The organism is Staphylococcus taiwanensis, from assembly GCA_020544305.1.
GTDB classification, from domain to species: Bacteria; Bacillota; Bacilli; order Staphylococcales; family Staphylococcaceae; genus Staphylococcus; species Staphylococcus taiwanensis.
In genome coordinates this window covers 409947-430520 of sequence record CP058667.1, presented here as the reverse complement: position 1 = coordinate 430520, position 20574 = coordinate 409947, and the positions used below count along the sequence as shown (strand labels likewise).

Here is a 20574-nt window from a genome sequence, read left to right as displayed (position 1 = left end):
ATTATAAATTGTCGTCTTCTGGTTTTTCTTTAACTCGTACGATACGTAGTGACCGTCTTTCTATTTCTTTATGTTTATCTGCTCTCGTTTCAAGTTTAATCCGATCTTTATTGAGCGTGATAATAAACGAAATCATCATAAAGATAAAAATAGCAATGAGTGGCACACTTGCCAATACCGATGCTGTTTTTAAAACTTCGAGTGCACGCTCTCCGCCTACTAACATCAGTGAGAACGGTAATAAACATAATGCAAATGCCCAGAATAATCGATTCGCTTTTAAAGGCTCGCCAACCACTTTTTTCTGTGATGCAGCCGCTAAAATATATGAACCTGAATCGAATGTGGTTGCTAAGAATAAAAAGGCAGAAATTAAGAACAATACAACAATTAAAGATGAAAATGGTAATTGTGACATGACTTGAATAATCGTCGCTTCAGTACCATGTGTATTTAAAAAGTGAATGACATTAAATTCACCAGTAATTTGTAAGTAAACTGCATAGTTACCAAAAATACCGAAGAATAACAAGCAGCCTAACGTACCATAAATTATAGTTCCAAGAATAACTTCTTTTAATCGTCTCCCTTTAGATATACGTGCAATAAACAGCCCAATAAACGGCGCGTAAACTAACCACCAAGACCAATAGAATATAGTCCAATCTTGTGGAAAGTTTGTCTCTTTACGTCCTTTAATACCTCCAAATGGTTCCATCCATGTTGCCATATGGAAGAAGTCTCTTAACATATTACCAAAGCTCGTAATGGTTGTTTCCATGATAAATACCGTCGGTCCGACAATAAATACAAACCCTAGTAAAATGAAAGATAACCATACGTTGATATCACTCAATTTTTGAATACCTTTTTTCAAACCAGTATATGAACTGATTGCGAAGACTACCGTGATTGTTAATAAGATGATTGAACGTACAACCATATTCTTTCCATCGATACCTGTTAATTTCTCTATTCCAGCAGAAATCATTGGTACACCTAACGCAAGAGATGTTGCTGCGCCTCCAAGTAAACCAAGATAAAGAGAATATCTACTAATTTACCTAAAAATTTATCTGTTTGTCCTTTTAACACTGGACGACATGCTTGGCTAATTTTGTAGATAGGTTGTTTTTTAACGAATACTAAGTAACCAATGGGTAACGCTGGTAAGACATAAATTGCCCATGCGATGGGTCCCCAATGGAACATACCGTATTGCGTTGCATATGTAAGTGCTTCGTCCGACATTCCTTTTGCACCATTTGGCGGTTGTTGACATGAAGGCGCGACAGTAATACGACTACCGTCCCTATAAAGTTGGCCATCCATAATTTTTTCTCGTTTCAATTATGCTCCTCCTCAAAATTGTTGTGTCGATAAAAATTAAAAACCACTTTCTTGTCACGGTTTATTCACATAATGACGATATCTAAAATTAAATAAAAATGCAAATTACATTCAAATTATACCGATAGAACAACTGAATAAATATATATTTCTGACATATTTTATCGTCTTATAAATTGCCATAACAACAGTGTTAAATTTAAACTTAACGTATTTAACAAATTTTATGTTGTATTAATTTTGCATAATCATACCTTAATCATGAATTTATATTTATTTATTTTTTTCTAGAAAAAGTAAGATTTTCCATAAAAAAAGAGTTGAGATAGAATCCATTTCGAATTCGTTTTCTCAACCCTTAAACGATGAAACATTTATAAATAAGCGCTTAATTTAAATAGCAACTTTATTAACTAAAATATGGCTTGTGTCCGAAAAACCTACAATCCTAAAATAGATTTTATTAAAAATCCGACTATGATCGAAACAATAATTGTGAAAAATCCTGGAATAATAAAACTTGTCGGACGTGTTCGTCCTGTATCATCTAAATTAACCGCAAAGAGTAATGTCGGTTGTGCTGGAATAACAAAGTTGACATTGAGCGTTTGTACCATTGCGATAAAATACATTGGTGGAATTCCCATACTCATAACAATTGGCACCATGATAGATGCTGTCGCCGTTTGAGAAATAACAATCATCGCAACGACTGCGACTAATACAATGACTAACCATGGAACTGATTGTATTGTTTTCCCAATATCATCTTGTATAATCTTCAAATTTTGCGGTGCATTAAACACGGTCGCCCCTAACCAACCTGGTCCAAGTACAGCAAAGAGTGCACCAATTGCAGATTGCGTAATATTGGAAGATAAAATATCATTCGTATTCACTTTCAACATTAATAAATTAATAGCCGCACTCAAATACATAAAGAACTGTACAATCTCTGTCATCGTCACTTTAACAGTATCACCATCGATCTTAAATGACGGCATTAAATTTGGAAAGATTCCAAATGTTAAAATACCTGCGACGCATAATAAGAAACCAAGCACACCGAATTTGGTTTTAGTTGAAAATGACTGCACCACTTCGACTTCAGGCGTATGTGCTTTTTCACTCGAAGTAACTTTCGTTTTACGACCTACAAAGGTACAAAACACACTTAACATAAGCATGGTAATGATAGCAGTAGGCATGACAATACTTAAATATTTACCCATTGAAATATGATAACCAGCCATTACAGAAATAATATATGCCGTTGCTGAAGCTGCTGGACTACAAAGCAATGCCAAATTAGCTGTAAGTACAGAAGCTGTTAACGGTCGTTTAGGTTGAATATTAGCTCTAACTGCCGTTTTAGCAATAATCGGTTCTAAAGATAAGGCAATGTTTGCCGTCCCTACGCCAAATACGAAAAGAAAACAAATCATTGGTGCAATGAAAATAATTGATTTCGGAAAACGTTCAATAATTTTAGATGCGAGATAAACGAGATAGTCTATCCCTCCTGTAGCTTGCAAAGTACCGCCAGCGATACCAATAGATAAAATGATTAATACTGCAGTAACGGGCGCTGAACCCGGAGGTAATTGAAATCCAAATATCATAATAAGTTGTGCCACAATGGCAAAGATACCACAGCCTAATGCGCCAGCTGTACGTAGCCCTAGCAACACAGCTAATATCATTATGATAATTTCTACTACAAACAGTAGCATGTTGAAAGCTCCTAACTTTTCTGAAAATTATTGTGATTTTTTTAACATAAATAGTTTATCACTTTAAGATGTTAAAAGTACATAAATGCAAATAATTTGAAATGTTAAATGTAAATAAAATGTGAACATTATCGTTTTCATATGAGTAAATGCTTCGATTGTCTCCGAGCGTTCCATACCTATAAACGCACATAAAAGACCCTTGAAAGTATAGGTCAATCCAACTTTCAAGGGCTATCTAATTATTTATGATAATCATCTTTTAAAGTTCCTTTTTTCGTAGGTGCATCTTTATAATCATCTAAATCTTCATCGTCTGTATGACCTTTAGCCATTTCCAAATTTTTCTCAGTTTCTTTACGTTTCTCTTTTTTAGAACGCTTATCATACTTACGCTCTTCAATTAATGAACCCCAAATCAGTCCACATATAATCGCGATTGTTACAATGACGATTAACGCTAATATAATCCATTTTATGATATCAAATGCCATTTGTACTCACAGTCCTTCAACATGAGAAATGATTAAATCTTATTACTATATCTTTTAGTAATATCTTTCCCTTTATGTTTCGGCTTCAATCACGATGTAAGCAATCTTGGATTGACCTTTTCCAAAAAAGAAAAACCACGACTCCATTATTTGAGGAATCGTGGTAATACTGATTTCGAATTATGAAATGTAGTTATATGAACCAGCTTCACTAGCTGAGATTGTACGTGAAGAAACAACGCCAGGTCCACCGTTATAGTTCATTTCTGATACTTTAACTGAACCGTCTTTGTTAACATTCTCAACGTATGCAACGTGGCCGTATGCACCTTGAGATGTTTGCATGATTGAACCTGATTTAGGTGTGTTATTCACTGTGTATCCGTCTGCTGCTGCTGCACTTGCCCAGTTACTAGCGTTGCCCCAAGTGTTACCAATATGGCCGCCTACTTTGTCATATACATAATAAGTACATTGGCCTGAAGTATATAAGTTAGAACCTGAGCTTGATTTACCTGCAAATGCACTGCTACTTGAGTTTGAATCAGAGCTTGAATTTGAGCTTGTTGGTGCATTTTGAGTAGTTACTTTCACATTGCGGTCTGATGTTGAGTAGTTCGCACCTAAGCCACCGCCATTGTTATTGTTTGCAGTGTATGATTGAGTGTTTTGTGTTGATTGATTATTGTTGTAGTTATAATTGTAATTATTGTTAGATTGCGTATTGTTGTAATTATAGTTGTTGTTTGCTTGTGTGTTATTTGCTGTTTGGTTGCCAGTATTTTGTTGACCTTGACCACCTTGTTGTGCTTGTGATGGGCTCCAGTTACCTTGCCAATCATAATGGTAGTTACCTTGTTGATCAATTGTGTAAGTGTAACTATATGCGTAAGGGTCGTTAGAGTTATATCCATTATTATTTTCCGCTGCATCTGCATCGTGATGTGCTAATCCAAATGTTGCAATACCTGCTGTTGCGATTGTAGCTGTAGCGATCTTTTTCATAATTAATATCCTCCTAGAATTGTTAAAACATTTTTTATCTCGTGGCTACCTGCAAATTTCATATAAATAACTTAAATAGTTTTGAATAATTTTTCCTCGTTAAATAACGACAAGACATACTGTATCAGACATACAAGGGTTTGTGTGCAATGTTAAGGCTTTGTAAATGAATCATAATAATTTTACGGCGTCTGTAAAAAACGACGACTTATGTTACAACTTCCAAAAATGCTCAGTGCCAGTAGTTTAAAATCGATAATCAACAGTGTCTTTACAAGCATTGTAATTTATCTGATTTTTTTAACTATGTTTTATGTCATGCAAAAAGGGAAAACACGACTTCAAATTTCCAATATTAATACAAAAAATTGTTTCAGGTAATCATGTATCATTTAAAATAGAAAAACATGAAATGGTGGAATCACTTCGCGAAGTCTTAAATGACCTATGACCTCCTCAAATATATTCAAAATAAAAAATGAAATCCCACCTTAAAAGACAACAAGCATAATTGTCTTTTAAAGCGGGATAAATTTAAAGTTTCTAATTCAAGCGTAATGAAATATTAAATTGTAACAGTACCAATTAATACTGCAATCGCGAGTAGTACAATCGCAAAGCCCCAAATCCAGAAGAATGCATATTTGATATAAGTTCCCATATTAGCTTCAGCAAGTCCAATCGCTAACCATAACGCTGGTGAGAATGGACTAACAAATGTACCTACTATATTACCTATTACCATTGAATACGCAGTTGATACTGAATGAACACCAAATTGACTTGCAGTTTGTTCTACAATAGGAAGTAACGCGAAATAATAGGCGTCAGTACTTGTTAGTAAATCTAACGGTACACCAAAGAAACCAACAATGATATGTAAGTATGGTCCTACAGCATCTGGAATAATTTTAATGAAGTTTAAAGCGATTGATTTCAACATACCTGTTTCATTTAAGACACCTAAGAACATGCCTGCCGCTATAATCACAGCTGCCATCATTAAGGCGTTCGGTGCGTGTGCTTTTAAACGATTCATCTGTTCATCGACATCTGGGAAGTTAATCACTAATGCAATCGCCACACCAATCATGAAAGCAAATTCTGGCGGTGCAATATTAGTTAACATCATTACAATAACAACGATAGTTAATATTACGTTGACCCAGATAACCCAGCGATGATTTTTAGCACGTCCTCTTACTGGAAACTTAATATCTTGATCTCGCTCATAATTCTTCACAAGACGTTCGATATCTACATTTAATGTAGGTTCAACTTCACCCTTCTCAATTGCTTTTTTAATTCTATTCTTTTCCCTAAAGCCTAAATACGTTGCGAATATGAGTACCAATACAAAACCAATTAATTGTACTGGAATCAAGCCATACCATAATTCATTCACGCTTTTCACTTTAAGTACTGAGGCAACACGTGCCATTGGTCCGCCCCAAGGTACCATATTCATAATGGCTGCACTAATCGCAAGTAATAGTATTAATAAATATTTATTCATATTAAGTGCTTTATATAATGGTAATAAGGCAGGTATTGATAGTAAAAATGTTACTGCCCCAGCACCATCTAATTGTGCAAACATACCAATTAAAGCCGTAACAATACAAACGATGACAACATTTCCGCGTGTCATCAGTATTAATCGTTTAACAATCGGTTTAAATAATCCACTGTCAGTCATAATTCCAAAGAAGACAATTGCGAAAATAAACATGATGACAACGCTCATAACTGAGTCTAAACCACTATTAAAGAATTTAACTAAATCTTTTATGCCATAACCTAAAAGTAATGCCCCGATACTAGGAATTAAAATCATACCCACTACTGGACTGATTTTCTTTGCAATTAAAAGTCCAACAATTGAACCAATAATCAAGATTCCCATAACTGTTAACCACACACTATCCCCATGCATGTGAATTCCCCCTTATTGTATTCAGCTTTATTTCTTTTTAAGTTATTTAAGAAATCGTTTTCATATATTGTAACAAAAATTCAGAAAATAAGTGGGAATAATCAAAAAAAGACTCATAGTTTTATATAAAAACGGGAGTAGAACAGAATTCATTTTGAATTCATTGTCCCACCCCCGTGCAAGGATGACTAGAACTGAGAAAAGCTTGATTTAAAGCGCCTTCTCAGCTCAGTTAGCTACTGCGAAATTGCAATGTAGCCTTCTAATATAAATTTGTCTCAAACGCCTATAGTCATTAGATATATTGTTTATCCTTTAAATAATTTAGAATTTGTTCAACAGATGCTTCAACAGTTTGTTGTTCTGTATTAATTGTTATTTCTGGATGATTTGGTGCTTCGTACGGTGCACTAATACCTGTAAATTCTTTAATTTCACCTGAACGAGCTTTTTCATATAAACCTTTAGGATCGCGTTTCTCACATTCTTCGACACTACATTCAGTATAGACTTCGATAAATTCGCCTTCTTCAAGAATGTCACGTACATCATCTCGGTCTGCTCTATAAGGTGAAATAAATGCAGTAACAGCAATGGTACCGGCGTCTACGAGTAATTTACTCACTTCACCAATACGACGAATATTTTCTTTGCGATCTTCTGGACTAAAGCCTAAATTTTTATTTAGACCATGTCGAACGTTATCGCCATCTAATCGGTAAACGTGTTTACCTTGTTCAAATAATGCTTTTTCTAGCGCAACAGAAACAGTAGATTTACCTGATCCAGATAAACCCGTAAACCATATGACTGTACTTTTATGACCATTTTGTTGTTGTCTATCAGCTTTCGTCACTTCAGAATCATGCCATGTGATGTGATTTGATTCACTCATTTCTTATACCCCCGATTTAGTCTTGCTTTAATCCTTTAATTAATACTTCAGCTACTTCTGGTCTTGAGAATTTAGTAGGTAAAGATTCACCATTACGTAATTTTTCTCTTACTTTTGTTCCGCTTAAATGCACATGTTCAGATGCATCGTGTGGGCAAGTTTTGGCTGTTGCCATGTTGCCACACTTTTCACAATAAAAAGCATGTTCAAATTTCAAGATTTGAATGTCTAATTCATCTTCAAATTGAGAGATTAATTCTTGAGCTTCATATGTGCCATAGTAATCGCCTACACCTGCATGGTCACGTCCAACGATAAAGTGTGTGCAACCGTAGTTTTTACGTACTGTGGCATGTAATATTGCTTCACGTGGACCTGCATAACGCATAGCTGCTGGATAAATAACTAAACGCGCTCTATCTTTAGGGAAATAATTCTTTAAGATGGCTTGATAACTTTCCATACGTACGTCTGCTGGGATATCATCTGATTTTGTTTCTCCAACTAATGGATTAAGTAATAAACCATCAACGATTTCTAATGCTGATTTTTGAATATATTCATGCGCACGATGCACAGGATTACGTGTTTGGAAGCCAACGACTGTCTTCCAGCCAAGATCATGGAATAATTGACGTGTTTCTGCTGGATCTAGATGGAAATCTGAAAATTCATCATGTTTAGGACGATTGATTAATTGAATAGGACCTGCTAAATACACATTGCCTTTGTCATACACTTTTTTCACACCTGGATGTGCTTCATCAGTCGTGCCATAAACATTTTGTGCTTCTTTCTTCTTGTCATAGGTATACTTTTCTTCTAGTTTCAAAGTACCATATAATTCTCCATCTTCACCGTATAAGGCGATGTCATCACCAATAGCTAATGTATCCGCTTCTTCTTCAGTAACAGGTAGTGTAATTGGAATACTCCATACTAGACCATTTTCAAGATGCGTATCTTCCACAACTTTCGTATAGTCAGCTTCACCCATAAATCCTGTTAATGGACTGAAACCACCAATTCCGATTAATTCTAAGTCAGAAATTGACCAAGGATTCAAAGTAATCACTTTATACGATTGTGCAGCTTCAAGTAGATGCGCTCTTTCTTCGCCTTCTACGACGCGGTTAATTAACTCGCCACCATGCGGTTTGATTGTATAATTAATAATCTCTTCATGTGTTGTCATCATTTGATAACTCCTTTTCCAATTAATTAGATTAGTTTACTCGGCTTTATTTATAAGAAAAAGACAATTTTTTGTTGCGAATGACAGTGATAATCACAAGTATCACAATCGCACAAATAATTGCGAATCGAACAATATTCGTAACAGTTTCATCATGTACAAAGTACGTCATTAAGGCATTACTATTAGTGAAGATAATTAAGCCTCCTACACAAATCGCTAAAATATTAATCGGTAGAATTTTAGTTAAATACGCTGAGATTGGCGCAGCAAGCATGCCACCAACACTTAATGCAATGACAAACCACCAATTAATTTGTGTAATACCTAAAAAGATAATAAAGCTAATGGATGTAGACAATGTCACAAAGAATTCGCTTGCTGACACTGTACCAATCGCATAACGTGGTTGAATCTTATGGCTTGCTAATAATAATGGCGTATTAACTGGTCCCCATCCACCACCACCAATGGCATCTAGGAAACCTGCAATCGCGCCTTGCGGAACAAGTTTAAAACTACTTAATTTTCCAACATGGGTATGCATCTCTTTATTTCTTTTAAATAAAAATTGATACAAAATATAAATACCCATTGATAATAGGAACAATGCGATATACGGTTTAATGTAATCGCCATGAATTTGTGTTAGTAACCCAGCACCTATGAAACCACTGATAGCACCTGGAATAGCTAATTTTAACATTGTGGGTTTATGCACATTTTCAAATTTCCAATGTGATGTTCCAGATGCAGCAGTTGTCGCTATTTCTGAAAAGTGCACCGTCGCGGAAACGATTGCAGGTGCAATACCATATGTTAATAAAATGGATGATGATGAGGCACCGAATCCCATTCCGAGTGATCCATCAACAAGTTGGGCTAAAAATCCAGCTAATGCAAATATAAATAATTTCCTCATATATCACATGCCCCCTCATATTAAACTTGTGATTGGAGCCATCGCATGAATTCATGTTGTTTTTCCTCATCTAAATAATCTTCAGATAGAAGGTGTTGTAATAAACTTTGTTTCCTAGATGGCTCGATTGTAGAATCTTTAATCATCTTTCTGCTTTGATATAAAAAATCGATATACGTTTCATATCGCTCATCGTACATGTCACTTAATGTAGATAAGATTTGACGTCCTAACTTAGGGCTTGCGCCATTCGTTGAAACGCTGATTGTGAGTTTGCCACGTCTTAAAACACTTGGAAATGTGACATCCCCTTCTTGTGCATGTGCTGCATGATTGAGTAATGTTCCTTCAGGTAAGGATGCTTTCACATCATCATTAACGTCTGGTTGATTTGTAGCAAGGACTACGATATCAGCATGCTTAATATCTTGTGGTTCGAAACATTTCTCGTGCCACATCACACGTTGCTCTTTCACTAATTTATGTAAATCTGTGGTGATGGACGGACTGACAATATGAACATTGGGACAGTATTCAATTAATGTAGATGCACGTCTGGTTGCTACTTTTCCTCCACCAACAATGACAATTTGTTTATTTGTTAAATCAATCATAAGTGGCATACTGCTCATATTGTTTTCCTCGCTTTATCTGTTTCTTTAAATTGATTAAGGTAAGGTCATTTCTAAATCATCAACTTGTTCCTTGAACCAACTGATTTTTTGTCGCATCTGTACAACATCTCCTATGACAATCATGGCAGGGTTTTTAATATTCGATGCATGTTCAACAATATTATCTAGTGTACCAACCACTGTCTGCTGAGCGTTTGTTGTACCAAGATGTACTAATGCCACAGGTGTTTCTTTAGCTTTGCCATGTGTCATGAGTAGTTCACAAATTTCGGGCAATCGCTTCACTCCCATGTATACACATAACGTTTCAGGTCCATGTGCTAAATGTTGCCAATATGCATCTTTCGACATACCTGGCTTGTTTACTGCAGTCACAAAGGCTACGGATGAACTATAATCTCTATGCGTAACGGGAATACCTGCATAAGCTGGTGCGGCGATACCTGAAGTAATACCTGGTACAATTTCAAAAGGTATTTGATGTTGTGCCAAGATTTCAGCTTCTTCTCCACCACGTCCAAAGACGAAAGGATCGCCACCTTTTAAACGTGTAATCACGTGACCTTTCTTAGCTAAACTAACCAACATTCGATTTGTTTCTTCTTGCGGTAAAGAATACTTATTAGGATCTTTACCACAATAGAAGAATTTAGTGCCTGGTTCAGCAAGTGCAAGAATCTCCTTGTTCACTAAGCGATCATATAGAATGACATCTGCTGCTTGAATTGCCTTCATCCCTTTAATCGTTAGTAAATCAGGATCACCAGGTCCTGCACCTACCAGATAAACTTTCCCCATTTTGTCACCCCGCTTCAAACTACTTTTCTGAAAATTAACTATGGAAATCTTGACCGCCATGAACTTTAGCTACAACACCTGAGCGAATCACAAAGTCGCCAAAGTGTTCACCTTCAAAACGTTCTTTACCATAATCCATTAAAATTGGACGTAAACTTTCAAGAATCTCTTGTTCACCAATGTTCTCTTTATACAATTTATTTAAACGTTCACCTTTGAAGCCACCGCCTAAATACATGTTGTACTTACCTGGTGCTTTACCAATAAAGGCGATTTCAGCAAGTGCTGGTCTTGCACAACCGTTTGGACAACCTGTCATACGAATGGTAATTTCTTCATCGTTGACACCTGCTTCATCTAATAAATCTTCAATTTTAGAGATTAATGATGGTAGATAACGTTCTGACTCAGCCATTGCTAAACCACACGTAGGAAAGGCTACGCATGCCATAGAATTACGTCTTAAACCTGTGTAATGCTTACCATCTGTTAAACCGTATTGGTCTATCAATCCTTGAATTTCTTCTTTTTTCTCTGGTGTTACATTAGCGATAATCAAATTCTGATTTGGAGATAATCTGAAGTCGCCCGTATGTGTTTTTGCAATTTCTCGCAATGCCGTTTTTAATTGATAATCTTCTGTATCTTTGACACGTCCATTTTGGATAAATAACGTATAATTCCATACATGATCTTCGCCTTCAATCCAACCGAGTCGGTCGCCATTATGTTCAAATTCAAATTCACGTGCTTCTTGAATATCCCAACCAAGACGTGCATTTAATTCTTCAACCACTTTATCAACGCCTAAGCGGTCAACTGTATATTTGAATCGTGCGTTTTTACGATTTTCACGATTACCATAATCACGTTGAATGGTTAAGATTTTCTCACAAACATCAACGACTTGGTCTTTAGGGACGAAGCCAGCGAGTCGACCAACTTGTGGGTACGTATCTGTGTTGCCGTGCGTCATACCCATACCGCCACCAATTGTGACGTTGAATCCAATCAACTCCTTATTCTCAACGATACCAATCAGACCAATGTCTTGTGAGTAAACATCGATATCATTTGAAGGTGGGATAGCAATGCCGATTTTAAATTTACGTGGTAAATATTTTTTACCGTACATTGGTTCAATTTCTTCTGAAGAATCTAAGACTTTCTCACCATCTAACCAAATTTCATGATAAGCATTTGTCTTCGGTAATAAGTGATCACTAATTTTAGTTGCATAGTCATTAATTTCTTTATGAATACTTGATTGATACGGATTAGGATTACACATCGTATTGCGGTTAACGTCCCCACATGCTGCAATAGTATCTAATACAGATTCATTGATTTTCTTCATAGATGATTTTAAATTTCTTTTTAAAATGCCGTGAAATTGGAAAGTTTGACGGGTTGTTAACTTCATCGTCTGATTGCCATATTGATTTGAAATGTCATCCATTGCTATCCATTGTTCAGGCGTTGCTGTACCTCCTGGTAAACGAACACGTATCATAAAGCTATATGCTGGTTCGAGTTTCTGTTTACGACGTTCATCACGTAAGTCTCTATCATCTTGTTGATAGCTACCATGGAACTTTAGTAGTTTCGTATCGTCGTCAGAAATGGCACCAGTTAATGGATCAGCTAAACCTTGTTCAATCGTTCCACGTAAATAATTACTGTCATCTTTTAAATATTCTAAAGCATCAAGTTTTTTGTCTAATTCATCTGAAATTTGCTTATTTGTTTTAGCCATCTTGTACCACCCTTTCTATTAGTACACATCGCGTTGGTAACGTTTATCTTTTTTCATTTGTTTAAGATACGCTTCAGCATCTTCTTCAGATAAGCCTTGTTCTTTCACTAACACATTGCGAATCGCTTGATGCACATCTTTAGCCATATGTTTTTCATCGCCACAGACATAAATTGAAGCACCTTGTTGTAGCCAATCATTAAATTCTTTACTGTGTGCTGCGATACGATGTTGTACGTATACTTTTTCTTCCGTATCACGAGAGAAAGCGACATCCATCTTGCCTAAGATACCATCTTTCAACCATTCTTGCCATTCCGTTTGATATAAGAAATCTGTTGTAAAATGTTGATCTCCAAAGAATAGCCATGTGTTGCCTTTAAAGCCATGTTCCTCGCGTTCTTGCATATATGCTCTAAATGGTGCAACACCTGTTCCTGGTCCAATCATAATAACTGGTGTGTCACCCTCTTTTGGAAACTTAAAGTTTGGATTACGTTTTAAATATATTGGCACCGTATCTCCTGGTTGGATACGTTCAGCAAATTGAACTGAACATACGCCTGAACGATCACGACCATGCGCATTATAACGCACCGCACCCACTGTAATATGCACTTCATCTGGTAACGCTTCATAACTACTTGAAATTGAATACTCTCTAGGTGGTAATTTTCTAAGTAATTGATATAAATTATCTGGTTGTAATTCAGTAGTTGCGAAGTCAGTTAATAAATCGACCAAATCACGTCCTTCTACGTAACTTTGAATCCATTCAGTATCTTCTACTTTCTCTTGTAGTTCATCATTGTCAAAGAAAGAAGCTGCATTAATTAATAATGGTTTGGTTAATTTTGTTATTTCAAAATGAGACGTCAAAGCTTCATCTAGCGGTAATGTGTCACCTTCATCTGAAATTTGTACTTCTACATTTGATTCCCAACCAAGTGTGTTGATTAATAACTCAACTAATGCTGGATCATTTTGTGGTAAGACGACTAGGCAATCACCTACTTCATAATCTTCCCCGAAATTATCTAGCAAGAATTCAATATGACGTGTTTCCTTATTTGAACCTTGGCCATTTAAATTAATATTCTCTAGTACTTCTGCTTGATACGGATTTGATTTAGAGAACTTTTTCTCTTTCGCTGATTTAATGGATTCGCTAATCACTTGTTCATTTTGTGTACCTTCTGGTGCTGTATCAATCGCATTGATAACGTTAGCCATCCACTTCTCAGCATCTTCTTCATAGTCGACGTCACAATCAACTCGATCATAAATACGTTCAGCGCCAAGTTCGCCAAGCTTTCTATCAAAGTCTCGTCCTGTTTGACAGAAGAATTCATATGTTTGATCTCCGAGTGCTAAAACAGAATATCGTACACCTTCAAGCTTAGGTGCCTTTCTACCATGGATAAACTCATGTAATTCCGCAGCGTTATCTGGTGGATCTCCTTCACCTTGGGTAGATGTAATGATAAATAAATCTTCTACATTTTTTAGGTTCTTAGGTTTGAAGTCATCCATAGCTTTTAGAGTAACGTTGTGACCTATATTTGACAGACGTTCTTCAAAGATTTCAGCTAAGCCTTGTGCGTTACCTGTTTCAGAACCATATAGCAATGTAATTGCACGCTTCTCTGGTGTAATCGTTGGTTCATTTTGTTGTAACATTGCTTCTGTACTTTCAGAAAGCTCACCTTGAGCCGTTGCAACTTGGTTAGACGCTGTTGTTGTAGCACCACCAGCGAATTGTTGATTCGCAACTAAATAGCCGCTTAGCCATACTTTTTGTTCTGGTGTAAGTGTTTGTAGTAATTCATTAATTTGTGTAGCTTGCCCTTCTGTAAAAGGACTATTTGTGACACTTAAATTCAATTGTATCCACCTCTTATTCCGTAAAATAACAATGATCGTTGTTAAGTCATATACTATTATTATGTAAGAAATACGTCCGGCTGTACACTATTGTCGGACATATTTCAATTCCTGATTATTTTCTATCAGAATACTATGTTTTATGGATAAAATTTTTTACCTTACTCTTAAGGTTTGTCAGCAACATGTAATCCACACTCTGTTTTTTCAAAATTAGACCACCGTCCAGCTCTTGAATCATTTGAATCAAATACTGGTGATGTGCATGGAATACAACCGATACTTGGATAATGTTGATCATGTAACGCATTATAAGGTAAATCATGTTGCTTGATATAATCCCAAACTTCGTCTTCTGTCCAATAAATTAATGGACATACTTTAATAGATTTGAAACGTTCATCTTTATTAATAAAATTCGTATTCGCACGTGTTGGCGATTGATCTCGACGTAACCCTGAAATCCAAGCAACAGCACCGCCTAACACTTCTTCTAACGGTTTAATCTTTCTAATATAACAACATTGATTTGGATTATTCTTCCATAATGCTGGATTATATTGATCTGCTTGTTCTTCTAATGTTAAGTCTGGTTTCTTCATTTCAATACGAAGTTGAGGAAATCTTTCTTTGACTCTATCGATTAAGTCATACGTTTCTTGAAAATGTAAATCCGTATCTAGAAATACAATTTGAGCATCTGGTTTAATTTGAGCAATCAAATGAATTAAAACCATACTCTCTGCACCAAAACTACATGAGTAAACGATGGAATCACCATATGTGCGATACGCCCAGTCTAGCATTTCATAGGCGCCTTTAGTTGCATCGTCAGTTGAAATAGAATCAATGAAAGGATCACTTTCAAAGTTCTCGTACGTTATCTTCGGTACTGACATAAACTTATGGTCCCCCCTAGTGTTCACAAATTTATTCATCTAATACCTACCAAAATTGTCAGAATAATATGTTAATACTTTATCGAGTTTTATATATAAAGTCAAGACGTTTTGGTAAATGTTCACAACATGAAAAAGATTATTAATTATGTATTAAATATTATGACAACCGGTTGACATAAAACAAAAATGAGACTAAACTCAAACAAAAGAAAGCGTTTTCTCAAAAAGATAAGGTGGGATATTAATGAATATATCTAATATTATTAGCCCTTTTAAAAACAAATCTTACTTACAAACTTCAGTTATTTTCATGTTGTTCTTTGCATCTTGGAGTATTTGGTGGTCATTCTTCCAAATCTGGTTAACTTCTAAAGACAGTGGACTAGGTTTGACAGGTGGACAGGTCGGTACCATTTACTCAGCAAATTCATTTGTAACTTTACTTTTAATGTTTATTTATGGCGTAACCCAGGATAAGCTTGCAATTAAAAGAACGCTTTTAATTTTCTGTTCTCTATTTTCTATGTTTGTGGGACCATTTTTTATTTTGATTTACGCACCACTTATTCAAGCTAATTTTTGGCTCGGTGCAATTATTGGTGCAATTTTCTTATCTTGCGGTTTCTTAGCTGCTGTCGGTGCCTATGAAGCTGTTGGTGAAAGATTTAGTCGCTTTTTCAATTTTAATTATGGTCAATCAAGGGCATGGGGATCATTTGGTTATGCAATTATGGCATTAATTGCCGGATTTACTTTTGTTATCAATCCTCATCTAAATTTTTGGTTAGGTTCTTTATTAGGTGCGATTTTATTACTAGTATTAATCTTTTGGAAGACTGATGCTGAACAACGTGCCAAACATAATATTGAACATAATGAAGAAGAGTCAGTACCATCAATTAAAAGCATGTTAGCCTTATTAAAAGTTAAGGATATCTGGGTTATTGTTATTTTCATTACATTCTCATGGTCTTTTTACACAATTTTCGACCAACAAATGTTCCCAGAATTTTATACTAAATTATTTGCAAATCCTAGCGTAGGTCAACAAACTTATGGCGTTTTAAACTCTGTGCAAGTTTTCTTCGAAGCAATAATGATGGGAATTGTGCCAATTATTATGTCAAAAATTGGTGTAAGAAAAACGCTTTTATTAGGTGCTACAGTGATGTTCTTAAGAATAGGCTTATGTGGCATTGCTCAAGGTCCAGTAAGTATTTCATGCATTAAGATGTTTCATGCATTAGAAGTCCCATTATTTGTATTACCAATTTTCCGTTACATAACATTGCACTTTGACACTAAAGTTTCAGCTACTATTTATATGGTAGGATACCAAGTTTCAGCTCAAATTGGACAAGTAATTTTATCAAGTCCTTTAGGTATCTTAAGAGATCATATTGGTTACCAACCTACATTCTTCGTTATTTCATTTATTGTATTACTAGCTGGCATCTTTGCTTTTATAACTTTAAGAAAAGATAACGAATACGTATATGGTGACCCTTTTGTAAAAAATAAAATCTAACTGAAAGGATGAAGATAATGAATAAAGAGGCGATTGAAGTAACTAACACACGTTACCGTTTGGGTTATCATATTATGCCTAAATCCGGATGGATTAACGATCCTAATGGTTTCACCCACTATGATGGTTATTATCATATTTTTTATCAACATTACCCTTACGCTCCTGAATGGGGGCCTATGCATTGGGGACATGCTAGAAGTAAAGATTTAGTACATTGGGAAACACTACCAATTGCACTCACTCCAGGTGATGTTGAAGATAAAGATGGTTGTTTTTCAGGCACAGCTATTGAAAAAGATGGCAGATTACATCTATTTTATACAGGTCATCATTATTATGAAGATAATAATCCAGATCATTTTTGGCAAAATCAAAACCTAGCATATAGCGATGATGGTGTTCATTTCAAAAAATATGCCAACAATGCAGTTATTCCACAAGCACCTGAAGATAACACACATCATTTCAGGGATCCTAAAGTGTGGCAATATGGTGATGACTACTACATGATTGTTGGTAGTCAAAACAAACAAGAAGTCGGCCGTATTATCATGTATTGTTCAGATGATTTACTAAATTGGAAATATTTAGGTCCTATTAACGAATCAAATGGTCAACAAACTGAAGGTTACATGTGGGAATGTCCAGATTTATTTGAACTCGATGGTAAATACGTATTTTTATTTTCTCCTCAAGGAATGGACGCTGAAAAGGAACAATATTTAAACTTATTCCAAAATGGCTATTTCGTAGGCAACCTTGATTATGATAACCATAAATTCACACGAGGTAACTTTAAAGAATTAGATCATGGTCACGATTTCTACGCGCCTCAAACGATGCAAACACCTGACGGACGTCGCATCCTTATTGGTTGGATGGCTATGTGGGAAAGTTATATGCCTGAAAAAGAGGATGGCTGGTCTGGCGCACTAACATTGCCTAGAGAACTATATCTTAAAGATAATCATTTATATATGCGCCCAGTTACTGAATTGAAACAATTAAGAGTAAATGACGGTGTTCATAACTCATTTATTCTTGATGAACCTAAATTATTATCTAATGATACTTATCATACAGAAATCAATTTATCTACTTCAAACAATAATTTAAATATTGAGTTAAAAAATGATGATTCTCAGTTAATATCATTAGCTTATGATGCTATATCTCATAAATTTACACTTTATCGCTCCGACAAAGATGACTATCGATATTCTACTATAAAGTATAGTGACGTTTTAAATCTTCAACTTTATATTGATACAAGTTCGATTGAAGTGTTCATCAATGATGGGGAATCCGTTTTTACAGAACGCTATTATAGCGAAGTCCCACCACAAGTGTGGCTTTCAAGTGATGAATGTCCTCGAATCTACACTTGTATTTATGAATTAGAACAGAATGCAATTTCATTTGATAAATAGAAACTAAATACTTTAGCTTAGTATTATAAAATATATGATTCAGACAGAAGTTCATTTTAGCTAACATGAATTTCTGTCTTTTTTAATTAGCATTCTTTATGAAAATAAGGGATAATAACACTAATATTACTGGAAATTGGAGTGAAAGATATGAAGCCAAAATTGGAGGACGTTGCCGAATTAGCAAATGTATCTAAAACGACAGTTTCACGTGTTCTAAATAATCGTGGTTATATCAGTCAAGTAACAAAAGATAAAGTCTATAAAGCAATGCAAGAGTTGAATTATCAGCCTAACTCAGCTGCTCGTCAGTTGTTTAAACAAAAAACAAACATTATTGGACTTCTTTTCCCCACTGTATCAAATCCCTTTTTTGGTGAGCTTATCAATGAATTGGAAACTAAATTATATAATAAAGGTTATATCGTAATTATTGGAAATTCTATGAATAATCCCGAAAAAGAGACTCACTACATGAATCAATTACTTTCTAATCAAGTAGATGCATTAATCGTAGGTACACATAATATTGGTATTGATCAATATAAAAACAGCAATTTGCCTATAGTAGCGATTGATAGAATTGTAAACGAAGACATCCCTGATATTCGTTCGGACAATTATAACGGCGGCTTGTTGGCAACTGAACGCTTGATTGAGCAAGGTGCAACACAAATCATACATACGAACGGTCCTATTGATGTCAACACCCCTGCTAATTTACGACAAAGTGCCTATGAAGATACTATGAAAGCACATAATCTTAAACCTATAACATATACAATCGATTTTAGTTTAGATTATTCAAGTAAATTGGATATCTTCAAATTGATATTCCAAGATCACCCTGATGTAGAAGCAATCTTTGCTTCAAATGATACTGATGCTTTACAAATTTATCAACTTGCATTGTCTATGGGCAAAAGTATTCCAAAAGATTTGAAAATTATTGGCTACGATGGCACGCAATTAGTTAGAACGTTAATGCCTCAACTTACTTCTATTATTCAACCTATTGATGCAATAACAGATAAAGCAATTGAAATTTTAGAAAGAAGACTAAATTCAGAATCTACGGAACAAGAATACATCTTACCTGTTACATTGTGGGAGGGTACGACAGGATAAACCAAAAGAGACGATATCATCCAACTTATTCAAGCGGATGTGTCGTCTCTTTATCTTTATTATTTTAATTTCTTTAGTATTCTGGTACACATTCTATTAACACAACTTTTCCATTTACTGGCGTAACTATAATCTCAAAGCCATTGTCTTTTACATTATTGTATATATATGAGCCAGATAAACTATGCTTATCATAATTATTATACTTGCTTATAAATTCATGCTCACTAACATTATCTGGTGCAACAGCAACCATTGCTACCTTTTTAATTTGTGTATGCGGATTATAAGTAATAGCAATATTACCATATTTTATATAGTCATTATGAAAGCCTTCAATATGTGGAAACGGTGTACCTTTACCGTAACGTTTTTCTACTTCATCTTTAGTCATTCCTTTTTTAAATCCCATATATCCGTCAAGATTATTCTTTTGCATATAAGTTTGAAAAAAATCATCGCTCAAGACATCTATTTTAGGTAAGTTTGATTGCTTATCTTTCTCTTCATTATCATCTTCTCTTTGTTGTTCAGTTTTTTTAGGATCATTAGATATTCTATGTTCTTTGGTATGATCATCGTCGTTATTGACGTGTTGCGTCGTAGTTGGTTTATTTTGAACGTGTTCACTTTCCTGAATAAAAAAGTGATAATATGTAAAGCAACTTGCAACAATAAGGCCAATGACGACAATTGCTACTAAGACAAATGGCCAAACCTTTCTTTTCGGCTTTTGAGTTTGATAATAGTTATAACGTTCATCATTTCGATAATCTTCAAAGGCTTGTAAATCATTACCACATTTACTACAAAAATGTTGGCCTTCTTTTAATTGATTTCCACATTGAGGACAAAATTTCATAAGTTTACCTTCCTTCACTTCTTGATGTTCAATCTAAGTGATATATGTGAAATAAGGTTCTCTCTTTATTATCTTCACGTACTATACTAAGTAAGTTTCATTTTAAATTACTTTCAAA

Annotated in this window: 16 protein-coding genes and 1 pseudogene; 3 read left to right on the top strand and 14 right to left on the bottom strand. The window is 35.1% G+C overall.

The features are described 5' to 3' along the window. Position 1 precedes the first annotated feature (1 nt). The 13 genes and pseudogenes from HYI43_01955 to HYI43_01895 all read right to left on the bottom strand — a co-directional run bounded on the left by HYI43_01955 (position 2) and on the right by HYI43_01895 (position 15502). Positions 2 to 1272 (bottom strand): annotated as a pseudogene (locus HYI43_01955) (BCCT family transporter). A 518-nt stretch (positions 1273 to 1790) separates the two neighbouring features. Further along, on the bottom strand, positions 1791 to 3083 hold the full coding sequence (locus HYI43_01950) for an anaerobic C4-dicarboxylate transporter (protein ID UDI77373.1): 1293 nt from the start codon (positions 3081 to 3083) through the stop codon (positions 1791 to 1793). A 242-nt stretch (positions 3084 to 3325) separates the two neighbouring features. Then, entirely contained in the window at positions 3326 to 3577 is a 252-nt protein-coding gene (locus HYI43_01945) for a hypothetical protein (GenBank protein ID UDI77372.1), read from the bottom strand. A gap of 180 nt (positions 3578 to 3757) precedes the next feature. After that, positions 3758 to 4582 carry a CHAP domain-containing protein gene (locus tag HYI43_01940; protein ID UDI77371.1) on the bottom strand — a complete coding sequence of 275 codons (825 nt, stop codon included), beginning with the start codon at positions 4580 to 4582 and terminating at the stop codon, positions 3758 to 3760. 565 nt (positions 4583 to 5147) lie between these two features. Next, a complete protein-coding gene (locus HYI43_01935; protein UDI77370.1) occupies positions 5148 to 6518 on the bottom strand; it encodes a CitMHS family transporter in 1371 nt (456 codons plus the stop codon). A 295-nt stretch (positions 6519 to 6813) separates the two neighbouring features. Beyond that, positions 6814 to 7413 carry an adenylyl-sulfate kinase gene (gene cysC / locus HYI43_01930; protein ID UDI77369.1) on the bottom strand — a complete coding sequence of 200 codons (600 nt, stop codon included), beginning with the start codon at positions 7411 to 7413 and terminating at the stop codon, positions 6814 to 6816. A 16-nt stretch (positions 7414 to 7429) separates the two neighbouring features. After that, complete coding sequence (sat, locus tag HYI43_01925; GenBank protein ID UDI79252.1) at positions 7430 to 8608, bottom strand: sulfate adenylyltransferase; 1179 nt, start codon at positions 8606 to 8608, stop codon at positions 7430 to 7432. Between the two features lie 46 nt (positions 8609 to 8654). Beyond that, on the bottom strand, positions 8655 to 9530 hold the full coding sequence (locus HYI43_01920; GenBank protein UDI77368.1) for a sulfite exporter TauE/SafE family protein: 876 nt from the start codon (positions 9528 to 9530) through the stop codon (positions 8655 to 8657). Positions 9531 to 9550: 20 nt separating this feature from the next. Next, a complete protein-coding gene (locus HYI43_01915) occupies positions 9551 to 10162 on the bottom strand; it encodes an NAD(P)-binding protein (protein ID UDI77367.1) in 612 nt (203 codons plus the stop codon). Positions 10163 to 10198: 36 nt separating this feature from the next. Next, positions 10199 to 10963, bottom strand: a complete 765-nt coding sequence (cobA, locus tag HYI43_01910) for a uroporphyrinogen-III C-methyltransferase (protein ID UDI77366.1) — start codon at positions 10961 to 10963, stop codon at positions 10199 to 10201. A gap of 34 nt (positions 10964 to 10997) precedes the next feature. After that, positions 10998 to 12719: an assimilatory sulfite reductase (NADPH) hemoprotein subunit gene (cysI, locus tag HYI43_01905; GenBank protein UDI77365.1), complete on the bottom strand. Its 1722-nt coding sequence runs from the start codon at positions 12717 to 12719 to the stop codon at positions 10998 to 11000. 18 nt (positions 12720 to 12737) lie between these two features. Further along, positions 12738 to 14603 carry an assimilatory sulfite reductase (NADPH) flavoprotein subunit gene (locus HYI43_01900; protein UDI77364.1) on the bottom strand — a complete coding sequence of 622 codons (1866 nt, stop codon included), beginning with the start codon at positions 14601 to 14603 and terminating at the stop codon, positions 12738 to 12740. A 167-nt stretch (positions 14604 to 14770) separates the two neighbouring features. Then, positions 14771 to 15502: a phosphoadenylyl-sulfate reductase gene (locus tag HYI43_01895; GenBank protein UDI77363.1), complete on the bottom strand. Its 732-nt coding sequence runs from the start codon at positions 15500 to 15502 to the stop codon at positions 14771 to 14773. Positions 15503 to 15749: 247 nt separating this feature from the next. Between HYI43_01895 and HYI43_01890 the strand changes: the two genes are divergently transcribed. The 3 genes from HYI43_01890 (at position 15750) to HYI43_01880 (ending at position 19594) form a co-directional block, all read left to right on the top strand. Further along, positions 15750 to 17033: an MFS transporter gene (locus HYI43_01890; GenBank protein ID UDI77362.1), complete on the top strand. Its 1284-nt coding sequence runs from the start codon at positions 15750 to 15752 to the stop codon at positions 17031 to 17033. Between the two features lie 17 nt (positions 17034 to 17050). After that, complete coding sequence (locus HYI43_01885; GenBank protein ID UDI77361.1) at positions 17051 to 18466, top strand: sucrose-6-phosphate hydrolase; 1416 nt, start codon at positions 17051 to 17053, stop codon at positions 18464 to 18466. Positions 18467 to 18616: 150 nt separating this feature from the next. Next, positions 18617 to 19594, top strand: coding sequence for a LacI family DNA-binding transcriptional regulator (locus tag HYI43_01880; GenBank protein UDI77360.1), 978 nt, complete (start codon positions 18617 to 18619; stop codon positions 19592 to 19594). Positions 19595 to 19667: 73 nt separating this feature from the next. Here the strand turns inward: HYI43_01880 and HYI43_01875 are convergent, their stop codons facing one another. Continuing rightward, complete coding sequence (locus tag HYI43_01875; protein UDI77359.1) at positions 19668 to 20456, bottom strand: zinc-ribbon domain-containing protein; 789 nt, start codon at positions 20454 to 20456, stop codon at positions 19668 to 19670. Between the last annotated feature and the right edge of the window lie 118 nt (positions 20457 to 20574).